Here is a 25,916-nt window from a genome sequence, read left to right as displayed (position 1 = left end):
CGCACTTGAAGTGATGGCCGACCAGATGAGCACTGCGCAACTGGACGACATCAAGCAGTACCTGCCGCGGGCACTGCCAGAGGTTATAGCGCCTGATCCGATACTGGCGAACATTTGTATGTCAGCCATCAGTTGAACACGCAGCACTTGGGTGCAAAGCTCTGATGTGGCAATTTAGACACCCGCCGTACCTGTAATCCGATGAGAACCACCGTGCCTTTTTCAGCCAGCCATGCTCTACCCCTCAAGCCGTTCACCCCGGCTTTTGGCCTCGGCAACCCCCATGTACAAACGTTATGGGGACCGTTATGGCGCACCAAACCTGCCATTGAACATCGGCGTGAACGCTTGTGGTTGAAGGATGGCGACTTTCTCGACCTGGACTGGCACGGCACGCCATCGGCCCATGCACCCGTGGTGTTGGTGCTGCACGGTTTGACCGGCTCATCGGGCTCGCACTATGTACTGGGGTTGCAAAACGCTCTCGCCGCACGTGGCTGGACCAGTGTGGCGCTGAACTGGCGGGGTTGTTCGGGTGAACCCAACCTGTTGACCCGCAGCTACCACTCAGGTGCCAGCGAAGATCTGGCCGAGGCCGTGGCACATCTTCGCGCCAGCCATCCACTGGCACCGTTGTATGCCGCAGGCTATTCGCTTGGGGGCAATGTGCTGCTCAAGTATCTGGGCGAAAGCGGTCCCGACAGCGGCCTGCAAGGTGCCGTCGCCGTATCGGTGCCGTTCCGGCTTGACCAGTGTGCCGACCGAATTGGCCTGGGATTTTCCAGGGTCTATCAAGCGCACTTCATGCGCGAGATGCTGGCCTACGTCAAAGACAAGAAACGCCGGTTCCAGCTCGATTCCCAACACGAGGGCCTGGCCAGACTGGCCCAGTTGGGCTCGGTGAAAGCATTGAGCAAAATGCGCACTTTCTGGGAATTCGATGACCGCGTGACCGCCCCCCTTAACGGCTACCTCAATGTCGATGACTACTACCGCCGCGCCTCCAGTCGTTACTTCCTGGGCGCCATCCAGACCCCAACGCTGATTATCCAGTCCGAAGACGATCCGTTCGTGTTCAGGCACAGTATCCCCGAGGCCAGCGAGCTGTCGGCCTGCACCCAACTGGAATTGCACTCCAAGGGTGGGCATGTCGGGTTTCTGGAGGGCTCGCCAGGCAAGCCCGCGTACTACCTTGAACGCCGCATTCCGCAATGGCTGGCCGCCCTTGGGCATGAGTCTGCGTAATGGACGGCGCGCAGGGTGAATCGATCCATTTCTGGCAAGCGCCGCCCCTGAGCGGCGTCGAGTTGCTCACGGCACGCTACATCGAACACCGCTTCGTACCTCACGTTCATGATGGTTTTGTGATTGGCATGATCATCGCGGGTGCCCAGCGGTATCGCTATCGGGGCGCCGAGCACCTGGCCGCCACCGGCACGCTGGTTCTGATCAATCCGGACGAAGTGCACAATGGCCACAAAGGCCACGATGCTGGGTGGCGCTACCGGGCGTTTTACCCGGACAACGCGCAACTGCACCAGTTACTTGACGAACTGGAGCTGCCCACGACGCACTTGCCAACCTTCAGCGACACACTGCTGTATGACTGCGACCTGTTCCACGGGTTGTTCCAGTTGCATCAGTTGCTCGAAGGGCCAGAAACCGCGCTGCACCAGCAAACCGTATGGCGCCAGATGATGCTTGCCTTGCTCAACCGTCATGCCCGCCTACCGCTACCGGCAAAGCCGGGGATCGAGCATCGCGCCGTGCGCCAGGCCAAGGAACTGCTCCACGCCCGACTGGCGCAGCCGCCATCACTGGAAGAACTCGCGGCGGCGGTCAATCTGTCACCGTTCCACTTTGCCCGAGTGTTTCAACGGGCCACTGGCATGCCGCCGCACACTTGGCTGATGCAACAACGCATTGCCCATGCACGGGCCTTGCTGCAACAGGGTTGCTTGCCGCTGCAGGTCGCGACGCAATTGGGGTTTGCCGACCAGAGCCACCTGAGTCGGCAATTCAAGAAGGTGTACGGCGTTGGCCCCGGGGCGTATCGACTGGCCAGCGCCAATAGGGTGTAGGGGCAACGGCTCAATCCCCTGTAGCAATGCCCCGCGCAGGATCGTTGATCCACTCACTCCAGGAGCCGGCATAGAGCCTGCCCAATGGATAGCCCGCCAACCCCAATGCAAACAGGTTGTGGCACGCCGTCACCCCAGAGCCGCAATAAGCCACCAACTCCTCGGGCGAACGGCCCGCGAGCTTTTCGGCGAAACGCTGCCTGAGCTGCTCGGCAGGCAGAAAGCGCCCGCTGCTGTCGAGGTTTTCGCTGAATGCCGCACATTGCGCACCCGGAATATGCCCGGCGACCGGATCAATCGGCTCGACCTCGCCACGAAAGCGCGGTTGAGCGCGGGCGTCGATCAAGGTCAACTCCGGTTTGGTCAGGCGTTTTTGCAATTGTTCGGCACTCAGCAACATATGACTGTCGGGTTTACCCATCAGCGTGCCACGCAAGGTCGGTGCCGCATCCAGACTCAAAGGGAAACCCGCGCCATGCCAGGCCTTGAGCCCACCATCCAGAATAAACACGCCGTCACGCTTGCCCAGCCAGGTCAGTAACCACCATGCCCGAGCGGCATAAGCGCCCGGGCCATCGTCGTACAACACCACATCGCTATCGGTATTCACACCCCAGCTGCGCAGTCGCTCAAGCAAGGTCTGCGGATCGGGCAGCGGATGACGGCCAGTCACGCCTTTAATCACTGGCCCGCTCAGGTCACGGTCAAGATCGGCAAACTGCGCGCCGGCAATATGCCCTTCGGCATAGCTGCAACGGCCATAGTCAGGGTCTTCAAGGGCAAAGCGACAATCCAGAATAACCAGACCGGGCAGCGCCTGACGTTCATTCAGGGCTTGCGGGCTGATCAGTTGCGCAACGGGCATAGTGAACTCCTGTGAGGGGGTGAAATGCAGTTATTGAGCGTACAGCGCATGTTCCAGAGGCACGTAATATTCCTTGATCAGCTCATCGACCGCTTCACGGGCCTGGTCGGTGACAAAACCCGACTCCAGCACCAGCAGTTGATACACCCCACGCTTGATCGCCTGCTCGCTGAGCTGATCACTGTTCTCACGGGTAGTGCACAAAAAACCGACCCACGAGGTGAGAATAATCCACGCATTCAAGCTCAGGGATTCGATTTGCTGGGGGGTCATGCGCAATATTTCGGCCTCGACAAACCCGGCATAGATCGCCTGCGCCTGCGCCAGGCAGTGCTGTGAAAAACGTCGATAGCGGATGGCCAGCTCCGAGTCACTGTGCAATAAATGCTCAATGTCGCGGTACAAAAAACGGTAGCGCCACATCGCATCCAGCAGTTGCTGCAGGTAATGACGCTTGTCGGCCACGCTCGGCAAACGCCCTTCGGGTGGGTGTAAAAAACCCGATACCAGCGCTTCGTACTCACTGAACAAGACCGAGATAATCGCCTGCTTGTTCGGGAAGTGGTAATACAAATTGCCCGGCGAAATCTCCATATGAGCCGCAATGTGGTTGGTGCTCACACTGCGTTCGCCCAGCTGGTTAAAAAGCTCCAGGCTGCTATTGGCGATGCGCTGGCTGGTTTTTAGTCGTATGGCCATAGGCTTGGGCTTAAATTAAAAACGAAAGGCATCTTACGGCCTAACCTTGAATCGATAAACAACACGGCTGTCAGGCCCTTCGATTGACAACTTAGAGCATAGGCTCTAAAAACATTACTGCTCTCCAACGATAAAAACCGATAAAAAAACCGCCTGGAGCAACCATGTCTGTCGACAGTACTCACGTTCACGACACCTCAGCCCTGCAGGGAGATCTCCAGGCCCTGCTCGACAAACAGCGCCTGGCCTACACTTCTCATCCATTCCCGCCACTTGCCCAGCGCCAGCAATGGCTAAAAAGCCTGCGCCAGATGTTAAGCGCCGAGCGTGAAATCCTGATCGATGCCATCAGTCAGGATTTCAGCCACCGCAGTCCCGACGAAACCCTGTTTGCCGAACTGATGCCTTGCCTGCACAGCATCGATTACACCTTGCGACACCTCAAACGCTGGATCAAACCCACGTCACGTAGCGTGGGCATGATGTTTGCGCCCGCCAGCGCCAAGGTCATGTATCAACCGCTCGGCGTGATCGGGATTATCGTGCCGTGGAACTACCCGCTGTATCTGGCGATAGGCCCTTTGGTCGGCGCGCTCGCCGCCGGGAACCGGGTCATGCTCAAACTCAGCGAGTTCACCCCGGCCACAGGGCGCTGGCTCAAGGATTTGCTGGGGCGCATCTTCCCCGAAGACATGGTGGCCGTGATCCTGGGCGAAGCCGATGTCGCCGTGGCGTTTTCCGGCCTGGCGTTTGACCACTTGTTGTTCACCGGCTCCACCCATGTGGGCAAGCAGGTAATGCGCGCCGCATCTGAAAACCTGACGCCCGTGACCCTGGAACTGGGTGGTAAATCCCCTGCCATCGTGTCGGCCGATGTACCACTCAAAGATGCCGCACAGCGCATTGCCTGGGGTAAAACCCTGAACGCCGGGCAAACCTGTATCGCACCTGATTACGTGTTGGTGCCGCACGACCGGGTCGACGGTTTTGTCGACGCCTACCGCCAGGCTGTGCACAACTTTTATCCGACGCTTATCGACAACCCGGACTACACCGCAATCATCAATGAACGCCAGCTGGCGCGTCTTGAACGACTGCAGGCCGACGCGACGCTCAAGGGCGCACGCCTGATCCCGCTGTACGAACAGGGCCAGGGACGGCGCATGCCCCACACCTTGGTGCTGGATGTGAACGACGACATGCAGGTCATGCAGGACGAAATATTCGGTCCGCTGTTGCCCGTTGTGGCCTACACCAATCTCGAACAAGCGCTGGCCTACATCAACACTCGACCTCGCCCCTTGGCGCTTTATTATTTTGGCTACAACAAGGCCGAGCAACAGCGCGTCATCCAGCACACCCACTCAGGCGGTGTGAGCATCAACGAAACGCTGCTGCACGTGGCCATCGACGACCTGCCCTTTGGTGGCGTCGGGCCCTCGGGCATGGGCCATTACCACGGCCACGAAGGCTTCTTGACCTTCAGCAAAGCCAAAGGGGTATTGGTCAAACAGCGCCTGAACAGCTCACTGATGATCTACCCGCCCTACGACCGTCAATGGGTGCGGCTGATCCAAAAACTGTTTATCCGCTAGCGGAGCCTTGGCCATGCCCGATTTCAGTATCGAAAGCGCCCTGCTATCACGTCGCGGGGTCTTGAAGGTCAGCGTGTGCGCCAGTGCATTACTGGCCACTGCCGGGCTGACTGCCAGCCTCAGCGGCTGCTCAGCCAGCGCCAGCGCTCGCGGGTTTTCTGTGTTGCGCAGCAGTGACCTGGCTTTTTTGCGGGCACTGATCCCGGTCATGCTCGCTGGCAGCGTGGTCGCAGCATCAATGCCCGACGCGGCGAAGGCCACGCTGAACAAACTGGACAACAACCTCAATCACTTGTCGCCTGCGCTGCTCGGCCTTACCCAACAACTGTTCGACGTATTGGCCATGCCCGTGACACGCGGTCCGTTGACCGGGGTTTGGGGCCGATGGGAAAACGCCAGCCCGGAACACATTCAGCACTTTCTGCAGCGCTGGCAAAACAGCAGTCTGAACCTGTTGAAAATGGGCCATGGTTCGCTGGTGCAACTGGTCATGATGAGTTGGTACGAATGCCCGCAATCATGGGCCGTCTGCGGCTATCCCGGCCCGCCAAAAATCTGAGCAGAGCCTTGTAGCCGCTGCCGCAGGCTGCAATGGGCCGCCTAGCGACCCCGCGCATTCAAGTTAGTACAAAGGTCCTGCGGCCCTTATCGCAGCCTGCGGCAGCGGCTACAAAAACAGAGCTTTTCAACAATAATAATTTCACTCCAGAGCACTCCTTTATGCCCGTAACCGATCCGTTCCGCGAAGGCCTGGCCCGAGGCTGGAAAACCTATGATGGCTCGCAGCTGGAGAACGACCTCACACTGGAGGCAGACGTCGCCATTGTCGGTAGTGGCGCGGGCGGCGGCACCACGGCTGAAATTCTCAGCGCAGCGGGCTACAAGGTTTTGCTGATAGAAGAAGGGCCGCTTAAAACCAGCAGCGATTTCAAACTGCTCGAAGACGAGGCCTACGCCAGCCTGTACCAGGAAGGCGTCGGACGCATGAGCAAGGACGGCGCCATCAGCATTCTGCAAGGCCGGGCGGTGGGTGGCACCACACTGGTCAACTGGACCTCAAGTTTTCGCACTCCGGCGCCGACCCTGGAGCACTGGGCCCGTGAACACGCGGTCGTGGGCCACAGCGAAGCGCAGATGGCCCCTTGGTTCGAACAGATGGAACGGCGCTTGGGTGTTGCGCCCTGGCAAGTCCCGCCCAATGCCAACAACGAAGTGATCCGCAACGGCTGCGAAAAGCTCGGCTACAGCTGGCATGTGATCCCGCGCAATGTGCGCGGCTGCTGGAACCTGGGCTACTGCGGCATGGGCTGCCCGACCAACGCCAAGCAATCGATGCTGGTCACCACCATTCCCGCAACCCTGGAAAAAGGCGGTGAGCTGCTCTATCTGGCCCGCGCCTGGCGGTTATCGATCAGTGGCGATCACGTTACCGGCCTGGAATGCCAGGCCATGGACAGCCGCTGCGTAACCCCTACGGGCCGCAAGATAACGGTCAAGGCGCGGCATTACGTGCTGGCCGGTGGTGGCATCAACACGCCTGGCCTGCTGATGCGCTCCGACGCGCCCGACCCGCACAAGCGACTGGGCAAACGGACGTTTCTGCATCTGGTCAACTTCTCTGCTGCGCAATTCCCTACCGCCATTAATCCTTTTTACGGTGCGCCACAGTCGATTTACTCCGATCACTTTCAATGGAAAGACGGCACCACAGGGCCCATGGGCTACAAACTCGAAGTACCACCGTTGCACCCGGCATTAGCCGCAACCTTGTTTTCCGGTTTTGGCCAAAGCAGTACCGACCAGATGGCCCAACTGCCTAATACCCACATGATGCTGGCGCTGATGCGCGACGGGTTTCATCCCGAAAGCCCCGGCGGCAATGTGCAATTGCGCAGCGATGACAGCCCGGTGCTCGATTACAACCTCACCGACTATGGCTGGGAGGGACTCAAACGCGCTTTTCAGAGCATGGCCGAAATCCAGTTTGCAGCGGGCGCCAGCGCGGTCATGCCGCTGCACTGCGATGCGCGTTACATGAAAAGCCTGAGCGCAACCCGTGAACTGATAGACAGTTTGAGCCTTGAGTTGTATCGAACACGCTTGGCCAGTGCCCATGTAATGGGTGGGTGTGCAATGGGCGAAAATTCTCAAATGGCCGTCACCGACAGCCTCGGACGCCATCATCAATTGCGTAACGTATCGATCCACGACGGCTCGTTATTCCCCACCAGCATTGGTGCCAACCCACAATTGTCGGTGTACGGACTGACGGCAAAACTCGCGACACAATTGGTCGAGCGCCTGAAAAATTCATGAAAAAGCAGTTAATTCGTCGCGTCTATAGTGCTTTCTTCTTCGAATGGCGACTTGGCCGACCGGGAATGCTGCGATACCATCCGATTCCCCAACGGATTCCCGCCAGGACGACGCGATGAACCGAGTGTTGTACCCAGGTACATTCGACCCTATTACCAAGGGCCATGGCGATCTGGTCGAACGCGCCTCGCGCCTGTTCGATCATGTGATCATTGCTGTCGCTGCCAGCACCAAGAAAAACCCGCTATTTCCTTTGGAACAGCGTGTGGAGCTGGCTCGTGAAGTCACCAAACACCTGCCCAATGTTGAGGTGGTCGGTTTCTCGACGCTGCTCGCGCACTTTGCCAAAGAACAGAATGCCAATGTGTTTCTGCGTGGCCTGCGTGCCGTGTCGGACTTCGAATACGAGTTCCAGCTGGCGAACATGAATCGCCAACTGGCCCCTGATGTCGAAAGTCTGTTCCTCACGCCATCAGAGCGCTATTCGTTTATATCGTCGACGCTGGTGCGTGAAATCGCAGCCTTGGGCGGCGATATCAACAAATTTGTACACCCGGTTGTGGCCGAGGCCCTGACCGAGCGTTTTCGCAAGAAATAACCACTGAAGCGGCGCCCGCGTGCACTGCGGGCGCCAATGCGGCACAATTGGCGCATTCGATTTCAGTTGCCCGGGCCAACCGCCCCGGCCGGAGTACCCATGTCCCTGATCATCACCGACGATTGCATTAACTGCGACGTCTGCGAACCCGAGTGTCCGAACGCCGCCATTTCCCAGGGCGAAGAGATCTACGTGATCGACCCGAACCTGTGCACCCAGTGCGTAGGCCACTACGACGAACCGCAATGCCAGCAGGTTTGCCCGGTCGACTGCATCCCTCTGGATGAAGCCCACCCGGAAACCGAAGAACAGCTGATGGAAAAGTACCGGGCAATTACCGGTAAGGCCTGATTCGTGCTTGCACCTCCTGTAGCCGCTGACGAGGCACGAAGGCTGCGGTCGACTGCGCGGCAGTCGTAAACCTGAGCCCTCGATATACCTGTCATATCGAGGTGGCTAATCGCAGCCTTCGTCCCTCGACAGCGGCTACAGAGATACTTCAAGCAGGCTCGCTCCCACTGGGGCAGACCTGGAACAGAGTATCTACAAGTGCATCGTCACGGCTACGTCTGGCAACGCGGGCAGAACACGCTGGCGCGCTGGCCCAACTTGACGTCACGCAGCTCCGTGCCACAGACCTTGCACGGCTCATAACCACGCCCGTATACGAACAGTTCCTGCTGGAAGTAACCGGGCTGGCCGTCACCGCCAATAAAGTCGCGCAAGGTGGTTCCACCACGTTCGATGGCGGCAGCCAAAATCCGCTTGATCTCGATCGCCAGCTTTAAATAGCGTGCCCGCGAAATGCTCTTGGCCTCGCGACGTGGGTCGATCCCGGCAGCAAACAACGCTTCGGTCGCATAAATATTGCCTACCCCCACCACCACGGCGTTGTCCATGATGTACGGTTTTACAGCCATCGAGCGTTTGCGTGACAGCTGGAACAGCCGATCACCGTCAAACAGGTCCGTCAGTGGTTCAGGCCCCAAACGCACCAGCAATTCGTGGTTCAGCGGGTCCAAGCTCCAGAGCATGGCTCCAAAGCGGCGCGGGTCGGTGTAGCGCAAGGCCAGCCCGGACTCCAGCTCGATATCCACGTGCTCGTGCTTGGCGGCGGGCAATCCGGCCTCCACCAACCGCAAATTGCCCGACATGCCCAAATGACTGATTAGCGTGCCGACTTCGGCGTTGATCAGCAAATACTTGGCACGCCGTTCGACCAGCACAATACGTTGCCCGGACAGGCGCACATCAAGGTCTTCGGGGATCGGCCAGCGCAGGCGCCGCTCGCGCACAATTACCCGACTGACCCGCTGCCCTTCAAGGTGCGGGGCGATGCCACGGCGGGTGGTTTCGACTTCAGGTAATTCAGGCATGGAGGCTCCGTACTCTGGGATAGCTGGCGATTCTAGCGGAAATATCCGAGCCGCTGGGTCCGTGATCCGACGCAATGCGGTGAATCAGCCAAGCCTCAAGGTTATGTCTAGGGCTATAATCGCGCCCTTTTCAATACCCGGAGCGACGTCATGTCCCTGCCAAGCCTGCGCCTTAAAGCCAATGCCGATCGACGCCTGCGCGCCGGCCACTTGTGGGTCTACAGCAACGAAATCGATGTAGCCGCCACACCGCTTAACGGTTTTAAGGCCGGCGACCAAGCGGTACTCGAAACCGCCGGCGGCAAGCCGCTGGGCATCGTTGCCATGAGCCCCAACAACCTGATCTGCGCCCGTTTGCTGTCGCGCGACATCAAGCTGCCACTGGATAAATCGCTGCTGGTTCACCGCCTGAATGTGGCCCTGTCCCTGCGCGAACGCCTGTTCGACAAGCCTTACTACCGCTTGGTATTCGGCGATTCCGACCTGCTGCCGGGCCTGGTGGTTGATCGTTTCGGCGACATTCTGGTGGTTCAGCTGGCCTCGGCCACCATGGAACAGCATAAAGACGACGTGATCGCGGCACTGGTGCAAGTCATCAAGCCAAGCGGCATCTTGTTCAAGAACGATTCGGCTGCCCGTGATGCCGAAGGCCTTGAGCGTTATGTCGAAACCGTCTTTGGCCTGGTGCCGGAGTGGGTATCGCTGGAAGAGAACGGCGTGAAGTTCGAAGCGCCAGTTATTGGCGGGCAGAAAACCGGCTGGTTCTACGACCACCGCATGAACCGAGCACGCCTGGCCCCGTACGTTCAGGGCAAGCGCGTACTGGACTTGTACAGCTACATCGGTGGCTGGGGCATTCAAGCCGCAGCATTTGGTGCCAGCGAAGTGTTCTGCGTCGACGCCTCCTCCTTTGCCCTCGATGGTGTTGAGCGTAACGCTGCGCTGAACGGCTTTGCCGAGAAAGTTACCTGCATGGAAGGCGACGTGTTTGAAGCCCTCAAGGAACTTAAAGCCAACGAAGAGCGTTTCGACGTGATCGTGGCCGATCCTCCGGCCTTCATCAAACGCAAAAAAGACCTGAAAAACGGCGAAGGCGCTTACCGTCGCCTGAATGAGCAAGCCATGCGCCTGCTGAACAAGGACGGGATTCTGGTCAGCGCTTCGTGCTCCATGCACTTGCCCGAAGACGACCTGCAAAACATCCTGCTGACCAGCGCCCGTCATCTGGACCGCAACATGCAGTTGCTGGAGCGCGGCGGCCAGGGCCCGGATCATCCGGTTCACCCAGCAATCGCTGAAACCCGCTACATCAAGAGCATCACTTGCCGTTTGCTGCCTAACAGCTAAGACGGACATCGCCGCGTAGCAGCTGCCGTAGGAACGAGGCTGCGTTCGATTGCGAAGCGATCGTAAAATCTGAGCCCACGGTCTAGCTGCTAAACCGCATATTCTGATTTCACGACTGCTGCGCCGCCGAACGCAGCCTTCGTTCCTCGGCAGCGGCTACAGAGTATTCAGGGCTTTTGAGGTTTCTCCAGCTTCGGGCTCAGCTCCACCCCGCCAATCTGCAGCGATTGATAACGTGGCTTCACCACTTTCACGTTGCCCTGGCGTATTTGCTCAATCAGCGCTAACGCGCTTTCATCGCCAGCATAGGTACCGGCTCGCCGCCATTTACCTTGTGTGTCGCGCGTGTAAAAGCTCAGAGGCTCAGACCATTTGTTCTTGGGCAATTGCAGCACCTCAACCTGCCCGTCCTGATCCAGATCCACGGCCCATAGCGCGCAACCCGGAGCCCAGCAAGACGGCCCACCAATTTCCTGCGCGTCAAACTGCTCGCTGCCCTCGACCTTGGGACCGATCCATTCCAGCAGCCGGTCTGACTCTCGAGGACCGTTGCCCGTGCTCACTTCCTTGAGACGCCTCAACAACACTTCTCGTCCAGGCTCGGTCAACACCAGCCCCTGCTCGACTTGCGCCAATAAAGCCTCGTACGCCTGCTTACCTTGTGGCCCCAGACGATTGCGCAATGTGTCTGCATCAAAGGTGTCTACCGGCGTCTTGCCGCTGAGCACGCGCTGTACCTGATTGTTCGCACTCAGTTGTAACGGACTGAACCACGGCGTATGAATCGCCAGCAACAGCGCCACACACAGCAACGCAATCAGCGGGTTGCTGAGGCGCAACCTGCCCAGCCAGACCGGCTGCGGAACAAGCACCGCCCAAAGCGCCGCCATACTGTGAACAAAAATCACCAACACCAGCAGCATGGCCAGAACCCGCGACGGCGTCAGGCCGTACTGCTCAATGCGCAGCCAGGTTGAATACCCCGCCAATACCACCAGCACCGGCAAACACAGCAGGCACAGGTCAATCACCCGTACCAGCCAGGTCGGATAACCGCTGCCCTGGGTCCCGTCCTGAAACACCCCATTGAGCAAAAACAGATTGACCGCCACCAGCCACAGCATGATCGGCGTCGAATAACCGGTGTCCCAGATCGGTTCCAGCCCGGTAAAGGGCAAGGCAAAGCTGAACACAATGACAATCAGCGCACTCAACGGCAGCAGGAAGCGGCACAGCGCCAGCAAAATCCCGCGCAACAGACCGATGACCCGATCCTTTTCACGGCCCATATGCACGCCCAGGGCAAACACCATCGCCAAGCTGACGCATATAAACCCGTCGGTTGAAAACAGCTTGTTCAGCGCCACTATCCCGAGCATCTTGAACAACCCGCCCCACAGCAACAGCAACGCCCAAAACACTGCGTTCAACAGCACGCCCAGCAAGACGATAAATACGGTATCCCAAGCATGGCGAAACAGATCTTCGTAGCGCGGGAAGCGCCCTTCGCGGGTCGGCCAGCTCAGGATAAACACCGTGCACACGTAGGTAATCACTACGCCAAAGAAGCTCCAGCTACCCACCAGCCAACTACCGGCGCGCCAATACTCATCGCCGTCCAAAAACACCCAGCCACTGATCGCCGCCATCACTGCCGTGAGCCCAAGCACCAACCATGCAACGCCGCGTTGGCGGATGTTCTCACCCAGCAGCAACAGGTTGATACCGCCCACCAGCACCGCCGTTATCAGCGCATACCTCACCCCGGTATCGCCCATGGAAGTCGTCAGCCACAGCACTAGCCCCTGCGCCAGGCCGATGGCCAGATATGTTTTGACAGTACGATTGAGGGTTAGCATTCACAGAGCCCATTCAAGAATCATTCCTGCACTTTATAACTTGAAAGCCTTGAACGCCTAGATACCCATTACTGCAAACAACCCTGGAGCAACCTACAGGCCCATTCCCTCCGCCCGCCAGCCGTGTAGAATCGACGTATTCATCGCCAATCATCCCCGGCGGGTTTATGAGCTCAGGCCCAGGCGCGCGGCGATCCCGCAGCGTTAACGGCAGCTAGCGGTTACGTAGTCATTTTCTGTGTGATCCGTCAGTCATTAGAAGCTCACTTCCCTGTTTGTTACCTGATTAGCCGCCCGGAGTTGCTCCATGCCTGACTATCGTTCGAAAACCTCCACCCACGGCCGCAACATGGCCGGTGCCCGCGCTTTGTGGCGCGCCACGGGGATGAAAGATGCCGACTTCAAGAAGCCGATCATCGCCATTGCCAACTCCTTTACCCAGTTCGTACCCGGCCACGTCCATCTGAAAGACATGGGCCAGCTGGTTGCCCGCGAGATCGAACGCGCTGGCGGCGTTGCCAAGGAATTCAACACCATTGCCGTAGACGACGGCATCGCCATGGGCCATGACGGCATGCTGTATTCGCTGCCGAGCCGCGAGATCATCGCCGACTCCGTGGAGTACATGGTCAACGCCCACTGCGCCGACGCCATTGTGTGCATCTCCAACTGCGACAAGATCACCCCAGGCATGCTGATGGCCTCGTTGCGCCTCAACATCCCGGTGATTTTCGTTTCGGGCGGGCCAATGGAAGCGGGCAAAACCAAGCTCGCCAGCCACGGCCTGGACCTGGTAGACGCCATGGTCATCGCCGCCGACTCCAGCGCTTCTGACGAGAAGGTTGCCGAGTACGAGCGCAGCGCTTGCCCGACCTGCGGTTCGTGCTCCGGCATGTTCACCGCCAACTCGATGAACTGCCTGACCGAAGCCCTGGGCCTGGCCCTGCCGGGTAACGGCTCAGCACTGGCGACCCACAGCGACCGCGAGCAGTTGTTCCTGCAAGCCGGCCGCACCATTGTCGACCTGTGCCGCCAGTACTACGTCGAGAACGACGAGTCGGTATTGCCGCGCAATATCGCCAACTTCAAGGCGTTCGAAAACGCCATGACGCTGGACATCGCCATGGGCGGTTCGACCAACACCATCCTGCACTTGCTGGCCGCGGCCCAAGAGGCCGAAATCGACTTCGACCTTAAAGACATCGACCGTCTGTCCCGCCACGTGCCGCAGCTGTGCAAAGTGGCGCCGAACATTCAGAAGTACCACATGGAAGACGTGCACCGCGCTGGCGGCATTTTCTCCATCCTCGGCTCGCTGGCCCGTGGAGGCTTGTTGCACACCGACCTGCCGACCGTACACAGCAAAACCCTGGCCGAAGGCATCGCCAAATGGGACATCACCCAGACTGACGACGAAGCCGTGCACACCTTTTTCAAGGCCGGTCCGGCCGGTATCCCGACGCAAACCGCGTTCAGCCAGTCGACCCGCTGGGAAACCCTGGACGACGACCGTGAACACGGCTGCATCCGTAGCGTTGAGCATGCCTACTCGCAAGAAGGCGGCCTGGCCGTGCTGTACGGCAACATCGCGCTGGATGGCTGCGTAGTCAAAACCGCTGGTGTCGACGAATCGATCCACGTGTTTGAAGGTAATGCCAAGATTTTCGAAAGCCAGGACAGCGCCGTACGCGGCATTCTGGCTGACGAAGTGAAAGCCGGTGACATCGTGATCATCCGTTACGAAGGCCCGAAAGGCGGTCCGGGCATGCAAGAGATGCTCTACCCGACTTCCTACCTGAAATCCAAAGGCCTGGGCAAAGCTTGCGCCTTGCTCACCGATGGTCGCTTCTCGGGTGGTACCTCGGGCCTGTCCATCGGCCATGCTTCGCCGGAAGCGGCTGCTGGCGGCGCGATTGGTCTGGTGCAGGACGGCGACAAAGTGCTGATCGACATTCCTAACCGCTCGATCAACCTGTTGATCAGCGACGAAGAGATGGCCGCTCGCCGTGCCGCGCAAGACAAGAAAGGCTGGAAACCGGTAGAAGTGCGTCCGCGCAAAGTCACCACCGCCCTCAAGGCCTACGCCTTGCTGGCCACCAGCGCCGACAAGGGCGCGGTGCGTGATAAAGCACTGCTGGACAAATTGGTGCCATAAGCCAATACGCTGAGCAAAAAAATCCCGGCCATGTGCCGGGATTTTTTATGGGCAACATAACTGCCCTTGTGGGAGCGGGCTTGCCCGCGATGGCATCGCCGTGGTCATGCAGGCAGACCGCGCCGCCTGCATCGCGAGCAAGCCCGCTCCCACAGGAATTACTGGATCTGATCAGGCTTGACGATCACCCAATTCTTGTCCGCCGTCACCGGCAAACCTTCCTTGGCCTGCGCCGCCGCGTTCTTGGCCATCATGCCTTCCAACTGCGCCATGTATTTGTCCTTGCGGTTGATCCACAGGTGCACCCCGCCCTTGGCCACGTCTACACCGTGGAACAGCATGTAGCCATCACTGGACGGTGTATCGCCACCCACCAGCACCGGTTTTTTCCACTGATCGATATAGGTCAGGATCGCCGCCTGCTTGCCCGCCATCCAAGTCGCCGGGGTCCATAGATACGGCGTCAGTTCCAGCCCCAGGTTGGCTTTTTCATTGTAAGTACCGGCGCTTATCTGTTTGCGCGCCGTGGTCAGTTCACCGGTTTTACGGTCTTTGAGCAATGTGCTCACGCCAATCACGTTCTGCGGTTTGACGTTGTAGCCGTACTTGGGATCGGCCGCGACCATGCGCACCAATTCTTCCGAGGCAGCGGTCATCACGTAGACCTCGATGCCGTTCTCCATCAGCTTGTTGAACAGCTCGACCTGACCGGTAAACACCTTGGGCGGCTGAATCTCGGAGGTCTTGACCGCATCACCCTCGAAGTAAGTGACCGGTACTGGCTTGCCCGACGCCATCAACTCGTCCACATAGCCCTTGAGCTCTTGCAGGGTAAAACCGGAAAACACCTGGGCCACCCACGGATAGCAGACCATGTCGTCGACTTCGCACAGGCGATAGTAGTAACTGAACAGGCTTTCCTTGTGCTCGGCAGTGTCTTTGAATGGGATCAGCTTGAGTGACGGGTCGAGGCTGTCGCGGGTGATCAGGCCCTTGTTTTCCATATAAGGCAGCAAGGCCTCTTCCAGATCGTTGCGATAGCTGGTGTTGTCCATGTCAAAGACCGCAAAGTTGCCCTTGTTCGCATTGGCGGCGATCATGGCCTCCAGCTGCTTGGCCTGGTCAGCGGGCCAGTGTTTCAATTCTGTGGCCAACGCTTGGCCCGTAAGGCCCAGGCACAGGGTTGCAGCGATCAACTTGGCGGTCAGTTTCATCAGCTATGCTCCACGTCAAAGGCATCGAAGCTAACAAACCTGTGTGACAGTTTTAATCTGGGCGCGACCGCCAGCGTCTTGAATGCGCCACGCGCCTTATTCCAAAATCCAAGGTAGTCATTCCACATCGGTATATTTGTAGATATATCAACCTGTTAGCATTTCCGGTTCGAAATTGTTACATCCCAAGACTGGTACAAGTCGTCCCTCGGAGCTTTCATGAATTTCCCGCTGATCCTCAATCTGCTGGTGTTCCTCGCGTTGCTGTTCGGCTTGTCGCTGACCCGCCATACCGCGTGGAGCCTGGCGAAAAAAGTCTTGCTGGCACTGGTTCTCGGCGTGGTCTTCGGCCTGTGCCTGCACATGACCTACGGCGCAGACAGCCCGACCCTGAAAACCTCGATCGGCTGGTTCGATCTGGTCGGCAGCGGCTACGTGCAACTGTTGCAAATGATCGTGATCCCGTTGGTATTCGCCTCGATCCTCAGCGCTGTAGCCCGTCTGCATAATGCCTCGTCCCTGGGCAAGATCAGCTTCCTGACCATCGGCACGCTGCTGTTCACCACCATGATCGCGGCACTGGTAGGTATCGGCCTGACCAACCTGTTTGGCCTGACCGCCGATGGCCTGGTCGCGGGCGCAGCGGAAATGAGCCGCTTGCAAGTGATCCAGAGCGACTACGCGGGTAAGGTTTCAGACCTGAATGTGCCGCAACTGCTGCTGTCGTTTATCCCGCAAAACCCGTTTGCCGATTTGGCCCGAGCCAAGCCAACGTCGATCATCAGCGTGGTGATTTTCGCTGCATTCCTGGGTATAGCCGCACTGCAACTGTTCAAGGACGAGCCGGAAAAAGGCGGCAAGATCCTCAGCGCCATCGACACCCTGCAAGCCTGGGTAATGCGTCTGGTGCGTCTGGTCATGAAGCTGACCCCATACGGTGTACTGGCCCTGATGACCAAAGTGGTTGCCATGTCCAACCTGCAAGACATCATCAAGCTCGGTAGTTTTGTGGTGGTGTCCTACATCGGCCTGGCGCTGATGTTCGTGATTCACGGTGTGATCGTGTCGGTTTCCGGGGTTAACCCGCTGCGCTTTTTCCGCAAGGTTTGGCCGGTACTGACCTTTGCCTTCACCAGCCGCTCCAGCGCCGCCAGCATTCCGCTGAGCATCGAAGCACAAACCCGCCGTCTGGGGATTCCGTCTTCCATTGCCAGCTTTGCGGCCTCGTTTGGGGCCACCATTGGCCAGAACGGCTGTGCCGGTTTGTACCCGGCAATGCTGGCGGTGATGGTTGCCCCGACCGTGGGCATCAACCCGCTGGACCCGATGTGGATCGCATCGCTGGTAGCGATTGTGACCTTGAGCTCGGTGGGCGTGGCGGGTGTGGGCGGTGGTGCAACCTTCGCTGCACTGATCGTGTTGCCTGCGATGGGCTTGCCAGTGTCGCTGGTGGCGTTGCTGATTTCGGTCGAGCCGTTGATCGACATGGGCCGTACGGCGCTGAACGTCAGCGGTTCAATGGTGGCCGGTACGGTGACCAGTCAGATTCTGAACCAGACCGACAAGGCCATTTTGGCTGAAGACGATCACGGTGATCTGGCGCACGCTTAATACCTGACTGACCCCGCGCCCACTCATGTGGGAGCGGGATTGCTCGCGATTCAGGCAACGCGGTTTGTCTGTACCAACGCAGTGATGCAATCGCGAGCAAGCCCGCTCCCACAGAGTAATGGCTTGCCTTTAAGCCCTTTCCCACACTTCAAAGCTGAACGCCGGTTTGTCGTCCGCCGCCCCGTGCAGCTCTTCTGATACCAACTTCCACTGCGCCTGATCAAACTCAGGGAACAAGGCATCGCCTTCCGGGCTCAGGCCCACCCGCGTCAGGTACAAACGGTCGGCATCCGCCAGCCCCTGGGTGTACAGCTGCGCACCGCCAATCAACATCACTTCACTGACGCCCTGCTCGGCTGCCCACGTCTCGGCGCGCTCAACCGCAGCGTCCAGCGATGCAAACACCTCGGCACCTTCGAGCTGCAAACCGGTCTGACGGCTGACCACCAGGTTCAAACGACCCGGCAACGGGCGGCCCAACGAATCCCAGGTTTTACGACCCATGATGATCGGCTTGCCCAAGGTGGTGGCCTTGAAATATTTGAAATCCGCAGGCAAATGCCACGGCATGCTGTTGTCGACGCCGATCACGCGGTTTTCAGCGAGTGCCGCGATCAGGCTAAGGGGGAGTGATTTTTTCATGCCGGCGAGGATACCAGAGCAACCCGAGCCGGCAGTACCCCGTCCGACGTAACAGCGGTTATGCTCTTGGCTCACTTGAATGGAATGTCGCGTGACTCAACTTTCCCCATTACAACGCCTCTGGTTGACCGAAACCGTGCGCCTGCGCGAAGAACACGCAGGCCCGCTGGACGACCTTGAAGCCAATCGCCGTGCTCGCACCACAGCCGGTGACTTGTCCACTCGCCTGCAAAACCGCGCTCTGTGGCTGGCCGAGCGTGACGGTTTGCTCAGTGCCATGCAGCACTGGCTGCAAGGTGCCCGACTGGCGCTGCTGGTATTGGCCGTGCTGGCGGTGATCAGTGGCGCCGGTCTTGCGTTTGCTGCCTTGGGCGACGGGCAAACCCCGGTCAACGTGTTCTGGGCACTGGGCAGCTTGCTCGGGCTCAACCTCATCCTGCTGCTGAGTTGGGCAACGGGCCTGCTGTTTGCCGGTGAACACGGTGCCAGCCTCGGCCGCCTATGGTTGTGGCTCAGCGAAAAGCTCGCCCGTGACGCCAAGGCCGCACAATTGGCCCCGGCTTTATTGCTGTTGCTGCAACGGCGCAAACTCAATCGCTGGGCACTCGGCACGCTGGTCAATGGCCTGTGGCTGCTGGCGATGCTCAGCGCGCTGGTGATGATGCTGTTGCTGATGGCCACCCGCCGCTATGGCTTTATCTGGGAAACCACGATCCTGGGTGCCGACGTGTTTGTCGCCGCCACCCGTGCCCTCGGCGCCCTGCCCAACTGGCTGGGTTTTGGCGTACCGACCGTGGAGATGATCCGCATCAGCAACGACACCCGCCTCTATAACAACGAACTGGTGCGTCAGGCGTGGGCCGTCTGGTTGGTAGGCGTGGTGCTGATCTATGGCGTGATCCCGCGTCTGGTACTGGCAGCTTTGTGCCTGTGGCGCTGGAAAAGCGGGCGCAACGCCCTGCAACTGGACCTTAACCTGCCTGGCTACAGCCAGCTGCGCGAGCGCCTGATGCCCAGCAGCGAACGTCTGGGCGTCAACGACATAGCCCCCGAGCAATTGCACACCGTGCAGGCGGGCCATAGCGATTTGCACACCGATGGCGCATTGCTTGTGGCCATTGAGCTGGATGACCAGCACCCGTGGCCACCCAAGTTGCCCGCCACGGTCAAGGACGCGGGCATTCTCGACAGCCGCGAATCCCGGCAAAAACTGCTGGAGCAAATGACCCGCTTCCCACCGGCCAGGCTCGCCATCGCTTGCGACCCGCGCCGTTCGCCGGATCGCGGCAGCTTGGCGCTGATCGGCGAGCTGGCGCGCAGTGCCCGCGAAACCCGCATTTGGCTGCTACAAGCCCCACCCGGCCAGGCACTGGATGCCGACCGCCTGGGTGATTGGCACGCAGCGCTGGAAAAGCTCGGGCTACCGTTCGCCGCCAGCGCGCCGTTGAACTGGCTGGAGACAGGTCATGACTAAACCACTGACGCTGGCCGTAGTCGGCCACACCAATGTCGGTAAAACCTCGTTGCTGCGTACTCTGACCCGTGATGTCGGCTTTGGCGAGGTGTCCCATCGCCCCAGCACCACGCGCCATGTCGAAGGGGCGCGGCTGTCGGTAGACGGCGAACCACTGCTGGAGCTGTACGACACACCGGGGCTGGAAGATGCCATTGCCCTGCTCGATTATCTTGAGCGCCTCGACCACCCCGGCGAGCGTCTTGATGGCCCAGCGCGGGTGGCCCGCTTTCTCGAAGGCAGCGAGGCGCGCCAGCGCTTTGAGCAAGAAGCCAAGGTGCTGCGCCAATTGCTGGCCTCGGATGCCGGGCTGTATGTGATCGACGCCCGCGAACCGGTACTGGCCAAGTACCGCGACGAACTCAGTGTGCTGGCCAGTTGCGGCAAGCCGCTGCTGCCGGTGCTCAACTTTGTCAGCAGCCCGCAGCACCGCGAGCCCGAGTGGCGCGAAGCTCTGGCCCGCCTCGGCTTGCATGCGCTGGTACGGTTTGACAGCGTGGCCCCACCCGAAGATGGCGAGCGCCGTTTGTACGAAAGCCTGGCACTGCTGCTGGAGCATTCACGGGGGGCACTGCAGCGACTAATCACCGATCAAGAGGCCCAGCGCGAAGCCCGCAAGCACAGTGCACTGCGCTTGATCGCCGAACTGTTGATCGACTGCGCTGCGTGCCGACGCAGTGTGGCCAGCGAAAAAATCGCCGAGCAGCAAGCGACCCAACAACTGCGCGAAGTCATCCGCCAACGCGAGCAGCGCTGCGTAGAAGCGATGCTCAAGTTATATGGTTTTCGTAACAGCGACGCCGCCGCCAGCGACTTGCCGTTGCTCGACGGACGCTGGGGCGATGACTTGTTCAACCCTGAAACCCTCAAGCACTTGGGTGTACGGCTAGGAGGCGGGATTGCCGCAGGCGCGGCGGCCGGGGCGGGTGTGGACTTGATGGTCGGCGGCCTGACCTTGGGCGCCGCCGCACTGGCCGGGGCCATTGCCGGTGGCGCACTGCAAACCGCACGCAGCTACGGCAGTCGCTTGTTGGGCAAGCTCAAGGGCCAGCGCGAACTGACCGTGGACGACAGCGTGCTGCGCCTGCTGGCCTTGCGCCAACGGCAATTGCTGCATGCGTTGAATGCGCGAGGGCATGCGGCGGTGGACAGCATCAAGGTCGCCACCCCGCAGGACAAGACCTGGCGCGAAGGCAAATTGCCTGAAGCCCTGAACAAGGCCCGGGCGCACCCGCAATGGTCGTCGCTCAACCCGCATCCGAAGTTGAGTCAGGCTGAGCGCCAGGAGCAGATCGAGGTGTTGGCCCAGCAGATCTGACCTTTTTTGTGGGAGCGGGCTTGCTCGCGATCGGATCTCCGTGGTGTAACAGTTACACCGCGTCGCCTGCATCGCGAGCAAGCCCGCTCCCACAAGAATCGGTGCTTAAGCCTCTAACAGGCGCACAGCCTTGTCCTTGAGAATTTGCAGGTCCATCAGCGGCACATGCTCCTCCTTGGCCTGCTCGTCCCACATGCGCATGCGCAGGCTGAGCTGGCACAGCGGGTCTTGCTCGAACGCATCCGCCTCAACCTCGCTCATCACCCCGCCCTGATACCCCAGCGTTCGAATGCTGGCTTCACTCAGCAAATCGTAATACCCCGGCTGACGCAAGGTCAGGTAGCGCTTGGCCTGTACGTGGTATTCCACCAGTTTGACCAGCCGCTCGCTGAACCCGGCGCGGAGCAAATAACTGGCGCCTACCCGCTCATGGCTGACCACCCCATAGCCATCCATGTTCTTTGCATCATTGACGCAGAAGTGGCCAATATCGTGAAAGAACGCCGCCAACACCACCTCGTCGTCACAGCCCTCATTCAGCGCCAACTGCGCGGCCTGGGACATATGCTCAATTTGCGACACCGGCTCGCCGATGTAATCGTCAGTGCCGTATTGCTGATACAAACCAAAAACCTCTTCAACCACTTGCTGTGCGCGTGTCATCACATCTCCTCCAGCATCCGGGCGATATTGCCCTCGGCCATCGCCGGGCCCACGCTCATGCCCACGCCGGTGTGCATCAGCGCCGCATTCAAGCCGGGCGCCACCTCCAGCCAGGTGAAGGGTTTGGCCCCCTTTGCACCATAGACGCCCTGCCAGCGCTCGACCACTTGGACTTCACAGCCAAGGGTTTCTTCGCATAGCTGTAGCATCCAGTTATCGACCTGTTCGCCATTGAAAGGCGACGGATCACGACTGTAATCGTGAGAATCGCCGACGATCAAATCACCGTAAGGCGTGGGACTGATCAGCAGGTGAATACCGTGCTCATCCAGATTCGGGTGGTTGCGCTGAATTTCGGACAGTACTGCCGCCGCTTCTGGCAAGTCAGCAAAAGCCCCGTAGTGCACACAACTCAGCCCGGTCAGCAGCGCGTGCCGCAGCTTCAAATCGACCGTGGGCCGCACGCGCAGCATTTGCAGACGGCAAACCTGCGGGTCAAGTTTGGCCAGTGGCTCAGCCAGCAAAGTCAGGTAATCATGCCCCGAGCACACAATCACCTGTGAGCCTTTGAAACTGCCCGACGTCGTGTGGACCTGGCCGGGCTCGACCTCGCGCACCAGGGTCGAAAAATGAAACTCGACGCCCAAATCTCGTTGCAGACAAGCGATCAGCGCCGGGATAGCTTCCCGCGAGTAAACCTGCTGATCGTCCAAGCCGTGCAAGGCAGCGCGGTGATGGCTGAATTGGCCGCCATACAGCGTATCCATTGCCGCCCCGCGCAGCAGTTCGGCGCGATAGCCAAATTCCTGCGCCCGGCCTTGGCAGAAGGCTTCGAGCAAGTGCTCTTCGGCTTCGGTGCGAGCGAACAGGTACGAGCCATTGCGCTTGAGATCAAAGCCTGCGCGCTGCGCCCAGTCAGCCCAAATGCTGCGGCTGGCCTGGGCCAGATCGAGCATCACGCCCGGTGGCTGGCCGGTGACCAGCGCTTGGCCAAAGTTGCGCACCGAGGCGCCCAAGGGCGTGGCGGTGCGCTCGAAGACGTGCACCTTGAGCCCGCGTTTTGCGGCGGCGTAGGCGTGGGACAGGCCGAGGATGCCGGCACCGACGATAAGGATGGGTTGAGTCATAATGATGTCCTGAAGGGCAACCTTACTCTCCTGTGGGAGCGAGCCTGCTCGCCCTTGAATCGCTGCGGTGTAACAGATGCACCGCGTCAGTTGCTTCGCGAGCAAGCCCGCTCCCACAGATTTATTCGTAGCGTCGAGAATTACTGCGCCACTTTCTCGGACTTGCCGTCATAGCGCTTGCGCCATTCGGTCAGGATGCTGTCGCGATTTTTCGAAGCCCAGGCAAAGTCGTTCTTGATCAGACGCTGCTCGTAATCCGCTGGCAGTTCGGTCTGCGGTTTGGCGATGCCAGGCTGGGCGAGGACGGCGAAGTTCTCTTTATAAAGCTCCATCGCCGCCGGGCTTGCGGAGAAGTCAGCGAGTTTTTTCGCCGCTTCTTCGTGCGGCGAACCCTTGATTAGCGCAGTCGCTTCGATTTCCCAACCCAGGCCTTCTTTTGGCAACACGATGTCCAACGGTGCGCCCTGGCGCTTGAGCTGCACAGCCGGGTATTCAAACGAAATACCAATCGGGAATTCGCCCGCAGCCGCCAGTTTGCAAGGCTTGGAACCAGAGTGAACATACTGGCCGATGTTCTGGTGCAGGTCGTCCATAAATTGCCAGCCCTGCTTCTCGCCGAAGGTCTGCAGCCATGCGCTTACGTCCAGAAAACCAGTACCGGACGAGGCCGGGTTGGGCATCACGATCTTGCCCTTGTACTCGGGCTTGGTCAGGTCTTGCCAGCTCACCGGCTTGGTCAGGCCCTGCTTTTCGGCTTCGATGGTATTGAAGCAGATGGTCGCGGCCCACACGTCCATCCCCACCCAGGCGGGCGGATTGGCTGCATCGCGGTAATTGGCGCCGATCTTGGCCAGATCCTTGGGCGCATAGCTTTGCAGCATGCCTTGCTGATCCAGAATCGCTAGGCTGGAAGCGGCCAAACCCCATACCGCATCGGCTTGTGGACGGGCTTTTTCAGCCAACAGCTTGGCGGTGATGATGCCCGTGGAGTCGCGCACCCACTTGATCTCTACGTCCGGGTTGGCCTTTTCAAAGGCTTGCTTGTAGGTCTTGAGCTGTTCGGCTTCCAGGGCCGTGTACACAGTCAACTCGGTTTTGGCAGCAAATGCATTAAAGCTAAACGCGGTGAGGACAGCAGCGGCAAGAGCAAGCGGCTTGAACATGGTGCGGTTCCTTTATTCGTTGTAGGGGCAGGGTTGTGTGGGCACGGGTTATTGAGCAGGAGCGCCCTGGCGCCAGGCCTGGGAGCGGCGCAACAAACCTCGCGAAGCCCAGGCCAGGAGCAGGGACACACCCGCCGAGGTGAACAGGATCAGGGTCGACATGGCCGCCGCACCGCCAACGTTGCCGGCGTCGTCCATGTTCAGCACCGCCACCGCAGCAAGGATGGTGTCGGGGCTGTAGAGGAAGATTGCCGCCGACACGGTGGTCATCGCCGAGACGAACAGGTAACGGATGATGTCCAGCAACGCCGGTAGGCAGATCGGTACGGTGACGCGCCAGTAATGGCGATAAAGCGGCGCTTTCAGCGACAGTGCGGCGGCTTCAAATTCGCCGTCGAGCTGACGCAGTGCGGTGGTGGCGGTCATTTGGGCGGTGGTCAAATAGTGAGCAATGGTGCACACCACCAGCAGGGTCATGGTGCCGTAGAGCACGTGCAGCGGGTTGCCGGGCAGGTTGAAAAAGAACACATAGCCCAGCCCCAGTACCAAACCGGGTACGGCCATCGGCACGAAACTGAGCATGCGCAGGGCCAGGTTGAGGCCTTTCTGGCTTCTGGTCTTTTCCATCAGGTAGGCACCGGTGAAGATCACCGCGCTACCGATCAAGGCGGTACACAGCGCCATCGTCACGCTGTTGCGATAGGCCAGCCAGCCACCGCCTGCGGTGTCGTTGAACTGGTAATGAGCAAGCGACAACGACAGGTTGTACGGCCAGAATTTGACCAACGATGAGTACACCGCCATCCCGAATACCAGCAGCAAGGTGGCGCAAATCAACAGCACAATGGCCAGATAGCAGCGGTCACGCACTTTAGACGGCACCGGTTTGAACACCTGGGCACGGCCGCTCATGGAATCACCATGCTGGCGGCGCAACCAGGCATCGACGCCGAAGCTGAACAGTGCAGGCAGCAGCAGGACCATGCCGATCAAGGCGCCGCGACCGAATTGCTGCTGACCGACTACGGCCTTGTAGGCTTCCAGCGCCAGCACTTGATAGTCGCCCCCCACCACCACGGGCACGCCGAAGTCGGTGATGGTCAGGGTGAACACCAGACAGAACGCAGCGAATACCGCTTGCTTGGTGCCCGGCCAGGTGATGCTGCGAAACGCCTTGAAGGGCCCGGCGCCCATGCTCGAAGCTGCATCAAACAGGCGTGCATCGGCCAGCGACAGGGCCGACAGCAAAATCATCAAGGCATGAGGGAAGGTATAAATCGCTTCGCCGAGAACAATGCCCCAGAAACCGTAGATATTGTCCGAAATCAGCCCGCGCAACATGCCCTGGTTGCCGAACAGGTACACCAGTGCGATACCCGGCAACATCGACGGCGCCATCAGCGGCAGCAGTGACAGCCCGCGCCAGATACGCTTGCCGGGGATCATGGTGCGTTGCAGGGCGTAGGCAAACAGGTACGCCAGCGGTACCACAATCGCCGCCACGCTAAGAGAAACCTTAAGGCTATTACCCAGCAGCCAGTGGAAGTTGTCGCTGGTGACCAGTTCCCGCGCAGCAACCCAACCGCCACCCTGACCGTCTTCGGCACTGAAACCGCGCCAGAAGATCGCCAGCAACGGCATCAGCACCGCAACGCTCAACAGCAGCAATAACAGGAGTTTGCCGCCAACCACGAAAATGCGGTCACCGAGTTCCGCTCTGGAAGCTTTGCGCGGCATTTTACCGGGCAATGGCAGGGCCATTTCAGCGGCCATC

The 25,916-nt window shown here is 59.5% G+C and carries 22 protein-coding genes; 12 read left to right on the top strand and 10 right to left on the bottom strand.

The features are described 5' to 3' along the window. Nucleotides 1-201: 201 nt before the first annotated feature. Nucleotides 202-1,245, top strand: coding sequence for a hydrolase (locus U5A05_RS01665; RefSeq protein WP_321835399.1), 1,044 nt, complete (start codon nt 202-204; stop codon nt 1,243-1,245). Beyond that, nucleotides 1,245-2,081 carry an AraC family transcriptional regulator gene (locus tag U5A05_RS01660; protein WP_261740553.1) on the top strand — a complete coding sequence of 279 codons (837 nt, stop codon included), beginning with the start codon at nt 1,245-1,247 and terminating at the stop codon, nt 2,079-2,081. The genes U5A05_RS01665 and U5A05_RS01660 overlap by 1 nt, the downstream gene beginning before the upstream one ends. 10 nt (nt 2,082-2,091) lie before the next feature. Here U5A05_RS01660 and U5A05_RS01655 read toward each other — a convergent pair whose 3' ends face one another. Next, complete coding sequence (locus U5A05_RS01655) at nt 2,092-2,946, bottom strand: sulfurtransferase (protein WP_321835398.1); 855 nt, start codon at nt 2,944-2,946, stop codon at nt 2,092-2,094. Between the two features lie 30 nt (nt 2,947-2,976). Further along, a complete protein-coding gene (locus tag U5A05_RS01650) occupies nt 2,977-3,645 on the bottom strand; it encodes a TetR/AcrR family transcriptional regulator (protein WP_321835396.1) in 669 nt (222 codons plus the stop codon). A gap of 164 nt (nt 3,646-3,809) precedes the next feature. On the opposite strand from U5A05_RS01650, the gene U5A05_RS01645 reads away from it, so the two are divergent. The 5 genes from U5A05_RS01645 (at nt 3,810) to U5A05_RS01625 (ending at nt 8,505) form a co-directional block, all read left to right on the top strand. After that, nucleotides 3,810-5,240, top strand: a complete 1,431-nt coding sequence (locus U5A05_RS01645) for a coniferyl aldehyde dehydrogenase (RefSeq protein WP_321835394.1) — start codon at nt 3,810-3,812, stop codon at nt 5,238-5,240. 13 nt (nt 5,241-5,253) lie between these two features. Beyond that, nucleotides 5,254-5,799, top strand: a complete 546-nt coding sequence (locus U5A05_RS01640; RefSeq protein WP_261740549.1) for a twin-arginine translocation pathway signal protein — start codon at nt 5,254-5,256, stop codon at nt 5,797-5,799. Between the two features lie 161 nt (nt 5,800-5,960). Then, nucleotides 5,961-7,556 carry a GMC family oxidoreductase gene (locus tag U5A05_RS01635; protein ID WP_321835392.1) on the top strand — a complete coding sequence of 532 codons (1,596 nt, stop codon included), beginning with the start codon at nt 5,961-5,963 and terminating at the stop codon, nt 7,554-7,556. 115 nt (nt 7,557-7,671) lie between these two features. Beyond that, nucleotides 7,672-8,154, top strand: coding sequence for a pantetheine-phosphate adenylyltransferase (coaD, locus tag U5A05_RS01630; protein ID WP_048361282.1), 483 nt, complete (start codon nt 7,672-7,674; stop codon nt 8,152-8,154). 99 nt (nt 8,155-8,253) lie between these two features. Beyond that, complete coding sequence (locus tag U5A05_RS01625) at nt 8,254-8,505, top strand: YfhL family 4Fe-4S dicluster ferredoxin (RefSeq protein WP_016782613.1); 252 nt, start codon at nt 8,254-8,256, stop codon at nt 8,503-8,505. Nucleotides 8,506-8,717: 212 nt separating this feature from the next. On the opposite strand, the gene mutM is transcribed toward U5A05_RS01625, so the two are convergent. Next, on the bottom strand, nt 8,718-9,530 hold the full coding sequence (gene mutM / locus U5A05_RS01620; RefSeq protein WP_321835391.1) for a bifunctional DNA-formamidopyrimidine glycosylase/DNA-(apurinic or apyrimidinic site) lyase: 813 nt from the start codon (nt 9,528-9,530) through the stop codon (nt 8,718-8,720). 150 nt (nt 9,531-9,680) lie between these two features. Between mutM and U5A05_RS01615 the strand changes: the two genes are divergently transcribed. Next, nucleotides 9,681-10,877 (top strand): class I SAM-dependent rRNA methyltransferase, encoded by a 1,197-nt coding sequence (locus tag U5A05_RS01615; protein ID WP_261740546.1) that lies wholly within the window; start codon nt 9,681-9,683, stop codon nt 10,875-10,877. A gap of 167 nt (nt 10,878-11,044) precedes the next feature. Here U5A05_RS01615 and U5A05_RS01610 read toward each other — a convergent pair whose 3' ends face one another. After that, nucleotides 11,045-12,736, bottom strand: a complete 1,692-nt coding sequence (locus tag U5A05_RS01610) for a DUF4153 domain-containing protein (protein ID WP_321835390.1) — start codon at nt 12,734-12,736, stop codon at nt 11,045-11,047. A gap of 307 nt (nt 12,737-13,043) precedes the next feature. Between U5A05_RS01610 and ilvD the strand changes: the two genes are divergently transcribed. Then, a complete protein-coding gene (gene ilvD, locus U5A05_RS01605; RefSeq protein ID WP_261740544.1) occupies nt 13,044-14,891 on the top strand; it encodes a dihydroxy-acid dehydratase in 1,848 nt (615 codons plus the stop codon). A gap of 158 nt (nt 14,892-15,049) precedes the next feature. Here ilvD and U5A05_RS01600 read toward each other — a convergent pair whose 3' ends face one another. Beyond that, nucleotides 15,050-16,105, bottom strand: coding sequence for an HAD family hydrolase (locus tag U5A05_RS01600; protein ID WP_321835388.1), 1,056 nt, complete (start codon nt 16,103-16,105; stop codon nt 15,050-15,052). A gap of 219 nt (nt 16,106-16,324) precedes the next feature. Between U5A05_RS01600 and U5A05_RS01595 the strand changes: the two genes are divergently transcribed. Then, nucleotides 16,325-17,716 (top strand): L-cystine transporter, encoded by a 1,392-nt coding sequence (locus U5A05_RS01595; protein WP_261740542.1) that lies wholly within the window; start codon nt 16,325-16,327, stop codon nt 17,714-17,716. Between the two features lie 129 nt (nt 17,717-17,845). Here U5A05_RS01595 and U5A05_RS01590 read toward each other — a convergent pair whose 3' ends face one another. Beyond that, nucleotides 17,846-18,358: a dihydrofolate reductase gene (locus tag U5A05_RS01590; RefSeq protein ID WP_321835386.1), complete on the bottom strand. Its 513-nt coding sequence runs from the start codon at nt 18,356-18,358 to the stop codon at nt 17,846-17,848. A gap of 91 nt (nt 18,359-18,449) precedes the next feature. Here U5A05_RS01590 and U5A05_RS01585 point away from each other — a divergent pair, with 91 nt between their 5' ends. Continuing rightward, nucleotides 18,450-19,832 (top strand): DUF2868 domain-containing protein, encoded by a 1,383-nt coding sequence (locus tag U5A05_RS01585; protein ID WP_321835384.1) that lies wholly within the window; start codon nt 18,450-18,452, stop codon nt 19,830-19,832. Next, complete coding sequence (locus U5A05_RS01580) at nt 19,825-21,189, top strand: GTPase/DUF3482 domain-containing protein (RefSeq protein ID WP_261740539.1); 1,365 nt, start codon at nt 19,825-19,827, stop codon at nt 21,187-21,189. Before U5A05_RS01585 ends, U5A05_RS01580 begins: the two co-directional genes overlap by 8 nt. A gap of 105 nt (nt 21,190-21,294) precedes the next feature. Here the strand turns inward: U5A05_RS01580 and U5A05_RS01575 are convergent, their stop codons facing one another. The 4 genes from U5A05_RS01575 to U5A05_RS01560 form a co-directional block, all read right to left on the bottom strand. Beyond that, nucleotides 21,295-21,852: a phosphonate degradation HD-domain oxygenase gene (locus tag U5A05_RS01575; protein WP_321835381.1), complete on the bottom strand. Its 558-nt coding sequence runs from the start codon at nt 21,850-21,852 to the stop codon at nt 21,295-21,297. After that, nucleotides 21,852-22,979, bottom strand: a complete 1,128-nt coding sequence (locus tag U5A05_RS01570) for a TIGR03364 family FAD-dependent oxidoreductase (RefSeq protein WP_261740537.1) — start codon at nt 22,977-22,979, stop codon at nt 21,852-21,854. Before U5A05_RS01570 ends, U5A05_RS01575 begins: the two co-directional genes overlap by 1 nt. A 140-nt stretch (nt 22,980-23,119) precedes the next feature. Further along, nucleotides 23,120-24,142 carry a putative 2-aminoethylphosphonate ABC transporter substrate-binding protein gene (locus U5A05_RS01565; protein ID WP_261740536.1) on the bottom strand — a complete coding sequence of 341 codons (1,023 nt, stop codon included), beginning with the start codon at nt 24,140-24,142 and terminating at the stop codon, nt 23,120-23,122. Nucleotides 24,143-24,190: 48 nt separating this feature from the next. Further along, the gene (locus U5A05_RS01560) at nt 24,191-25,915 is read right to left on the bottom strand and encodes a putative 2-aminoethylphosphonate ABC transporter permease subunit (RefSeq protein ID WP_261740535.1); all 1,725 of its coding nucleotides are present in this window, start codon (nt 25,913-25,915) and stop codon (nt 24,191-24,193) included. Nucleotide 25,916: the final 1 nt, after the last annotated feature.

It is taken from the genome of Pseudomonas kulmbachensis (assembly GCF_963681935.1).
Lineage (GTDB): Bacteria > Pseudomonadota > Gammaproteobacteria > Pseudomonadales > Pseudomonadaceae > Aquipseudomonas > Aquipseudomonas kulmbachensis.
The sequence above is the reverse complement of the archived record's forward strand: the minus strand, read 5'-3'. Positions and strand labels throughout refer to the sequence as shown.

Coding starts and splice junctions, on each gene's coding strand:
- U5A05_RS01665 (WP_321835399.1), top strand. CDS start 202: ATGAGAACCACCGTGCCTTTTTCAGCCAGCCATGCTCTACCCCTCAAG.
- U5A05_RS01660 (WP_261740553.1), top strand. CDS start 1,245: ATGGACGGCGCGCAGGGTGAATCGATCCATTTCTGGCAAGCGCCGCCC.
- U5A05_RS01655 (WP_321835398.1), bottom strand. CDS start 2,946: ATGCCCGTTGCGCAACTGATCAGCCCGCAAGCCCTGAATGAACGTCAG.
- U5A05_RS01650 (WP_321835396.1), bottom strand. CDS start 3,645: ATGGCCATACGACTAAAAACCAGCCAGCGCATCGCCAATAGCAGCCTG.
- U5A05_RS01645 (WP_321835394.1), top strand. CDS start 3,810: ATGTCTGTCGACAGTACTCACGTTCACGACACCTCAGCCCTGCAGGGA.
- U5A05_RS01640 (WP_261740549.1), top strand. CDS start 5,254: ATGCCCGATTTCAGTATCGAAAGCGCCCTGCTATCACGTCGCGGGGTC.
- U5A05_RS01635 (WP_321835392.1), top strand. CDS start 5,961: ATGCCCGTAACCGATCCGTTCCGCGAAGGCCTGGCCCGAGGCTGGAAA.
- coaD (WP_048361282.1), top strand. CDS start 7,672: ATGAACCGAGTGTTGTACCCAGGTACATTCGACCCTATTACCAAGGGC.
- U5A05_RS01625 (WP_016782613.1), top strand. CDS start 8,254: ATGTCCCTGATCATCACCGACGATTGCATTAACTGCGACGTCTGCGAA.
- mutM (WP_321835391.1), bottom strand. CDS start 9,530: ATGCCTGAATTACCTGAAGTCGAAACCACCCGCCGTGGCATCGCCCCG.
- U5A05_RS01615 (WP_261740546.1), top strand. CDS start 9,681: ATGTCCCTGCCAAGCCTGCGCCTTAAAGCCAATGCCGATCGACGCCTG.
- U5A05_RS01610 (WP_321835390.1), bottom strand. CDS start 12,736: ATGCTAACCCTCAATCGTACTGTCAAAACATATCTGGCCATCGGCCTG.
- ilvD (WP_261740544.1), top strand. CDS start 13,044: ATGCCTGACTATCGTTCGAAAACCTCCACCCACGGCCGCAACATGGCC.
- U5A05_RS01600 (WP_321835388.1), bottom strand. CDS start 16,105: ATGAAACTGACCGCCAAGTTGATCGCTGCAACCCTGTGCCTGGGCCTT.
- U5A05_RS01595 (WP_261740542.1), top strand. CDS start 16,325: ATGAATTTCCCGCTGATCCTCAATCTGCTGGTGTTCCTCGCGTTGCTG.
- U5A05_RS01590 (WP_321835386.1), bottom strand. CDS start 18,358: ATGAAAAAATCACTCCCCCTTAGCCTGATCGCGGCACTCGCTGAAAAC.
- U5A05_RS01580 (WP_261740539.1), top strand. CDS start 19,825: ATGACTAAACCACTGACGCTGGCCGTAGTCGGCCACACCAATGTCGGT.
- U5A05_RS01575 (WP_321835381.1), bottom strand. CDS start 21,852: ATGACACGCGCACAGCAAGTGGTTGAAGAGGTTTTTGGTTTGTATCAG.
- U5A05_RS01570 (WP_261740537.1), bottom strand. CDS start 22,979: ATGACTCAACCCATCCTTATCGTCGGTGCCGGCATCCTCGGCCTGTCC.
- U5A05_RS01565 (WP_261740536.1), bottom strand. CDS start 24,142: ATGTTCAAGCCGCTTGCTCTTGCCGCTGCTGTCCTCACCGCGTTTAGC.
- U5A05_RS01560 (WP_261740535.1), bottom strand. CDS start 25,915: ATGGCCGCTGAAATGGCCCTGCCATTGCCCGGTAAAATGCCGCGCAAA.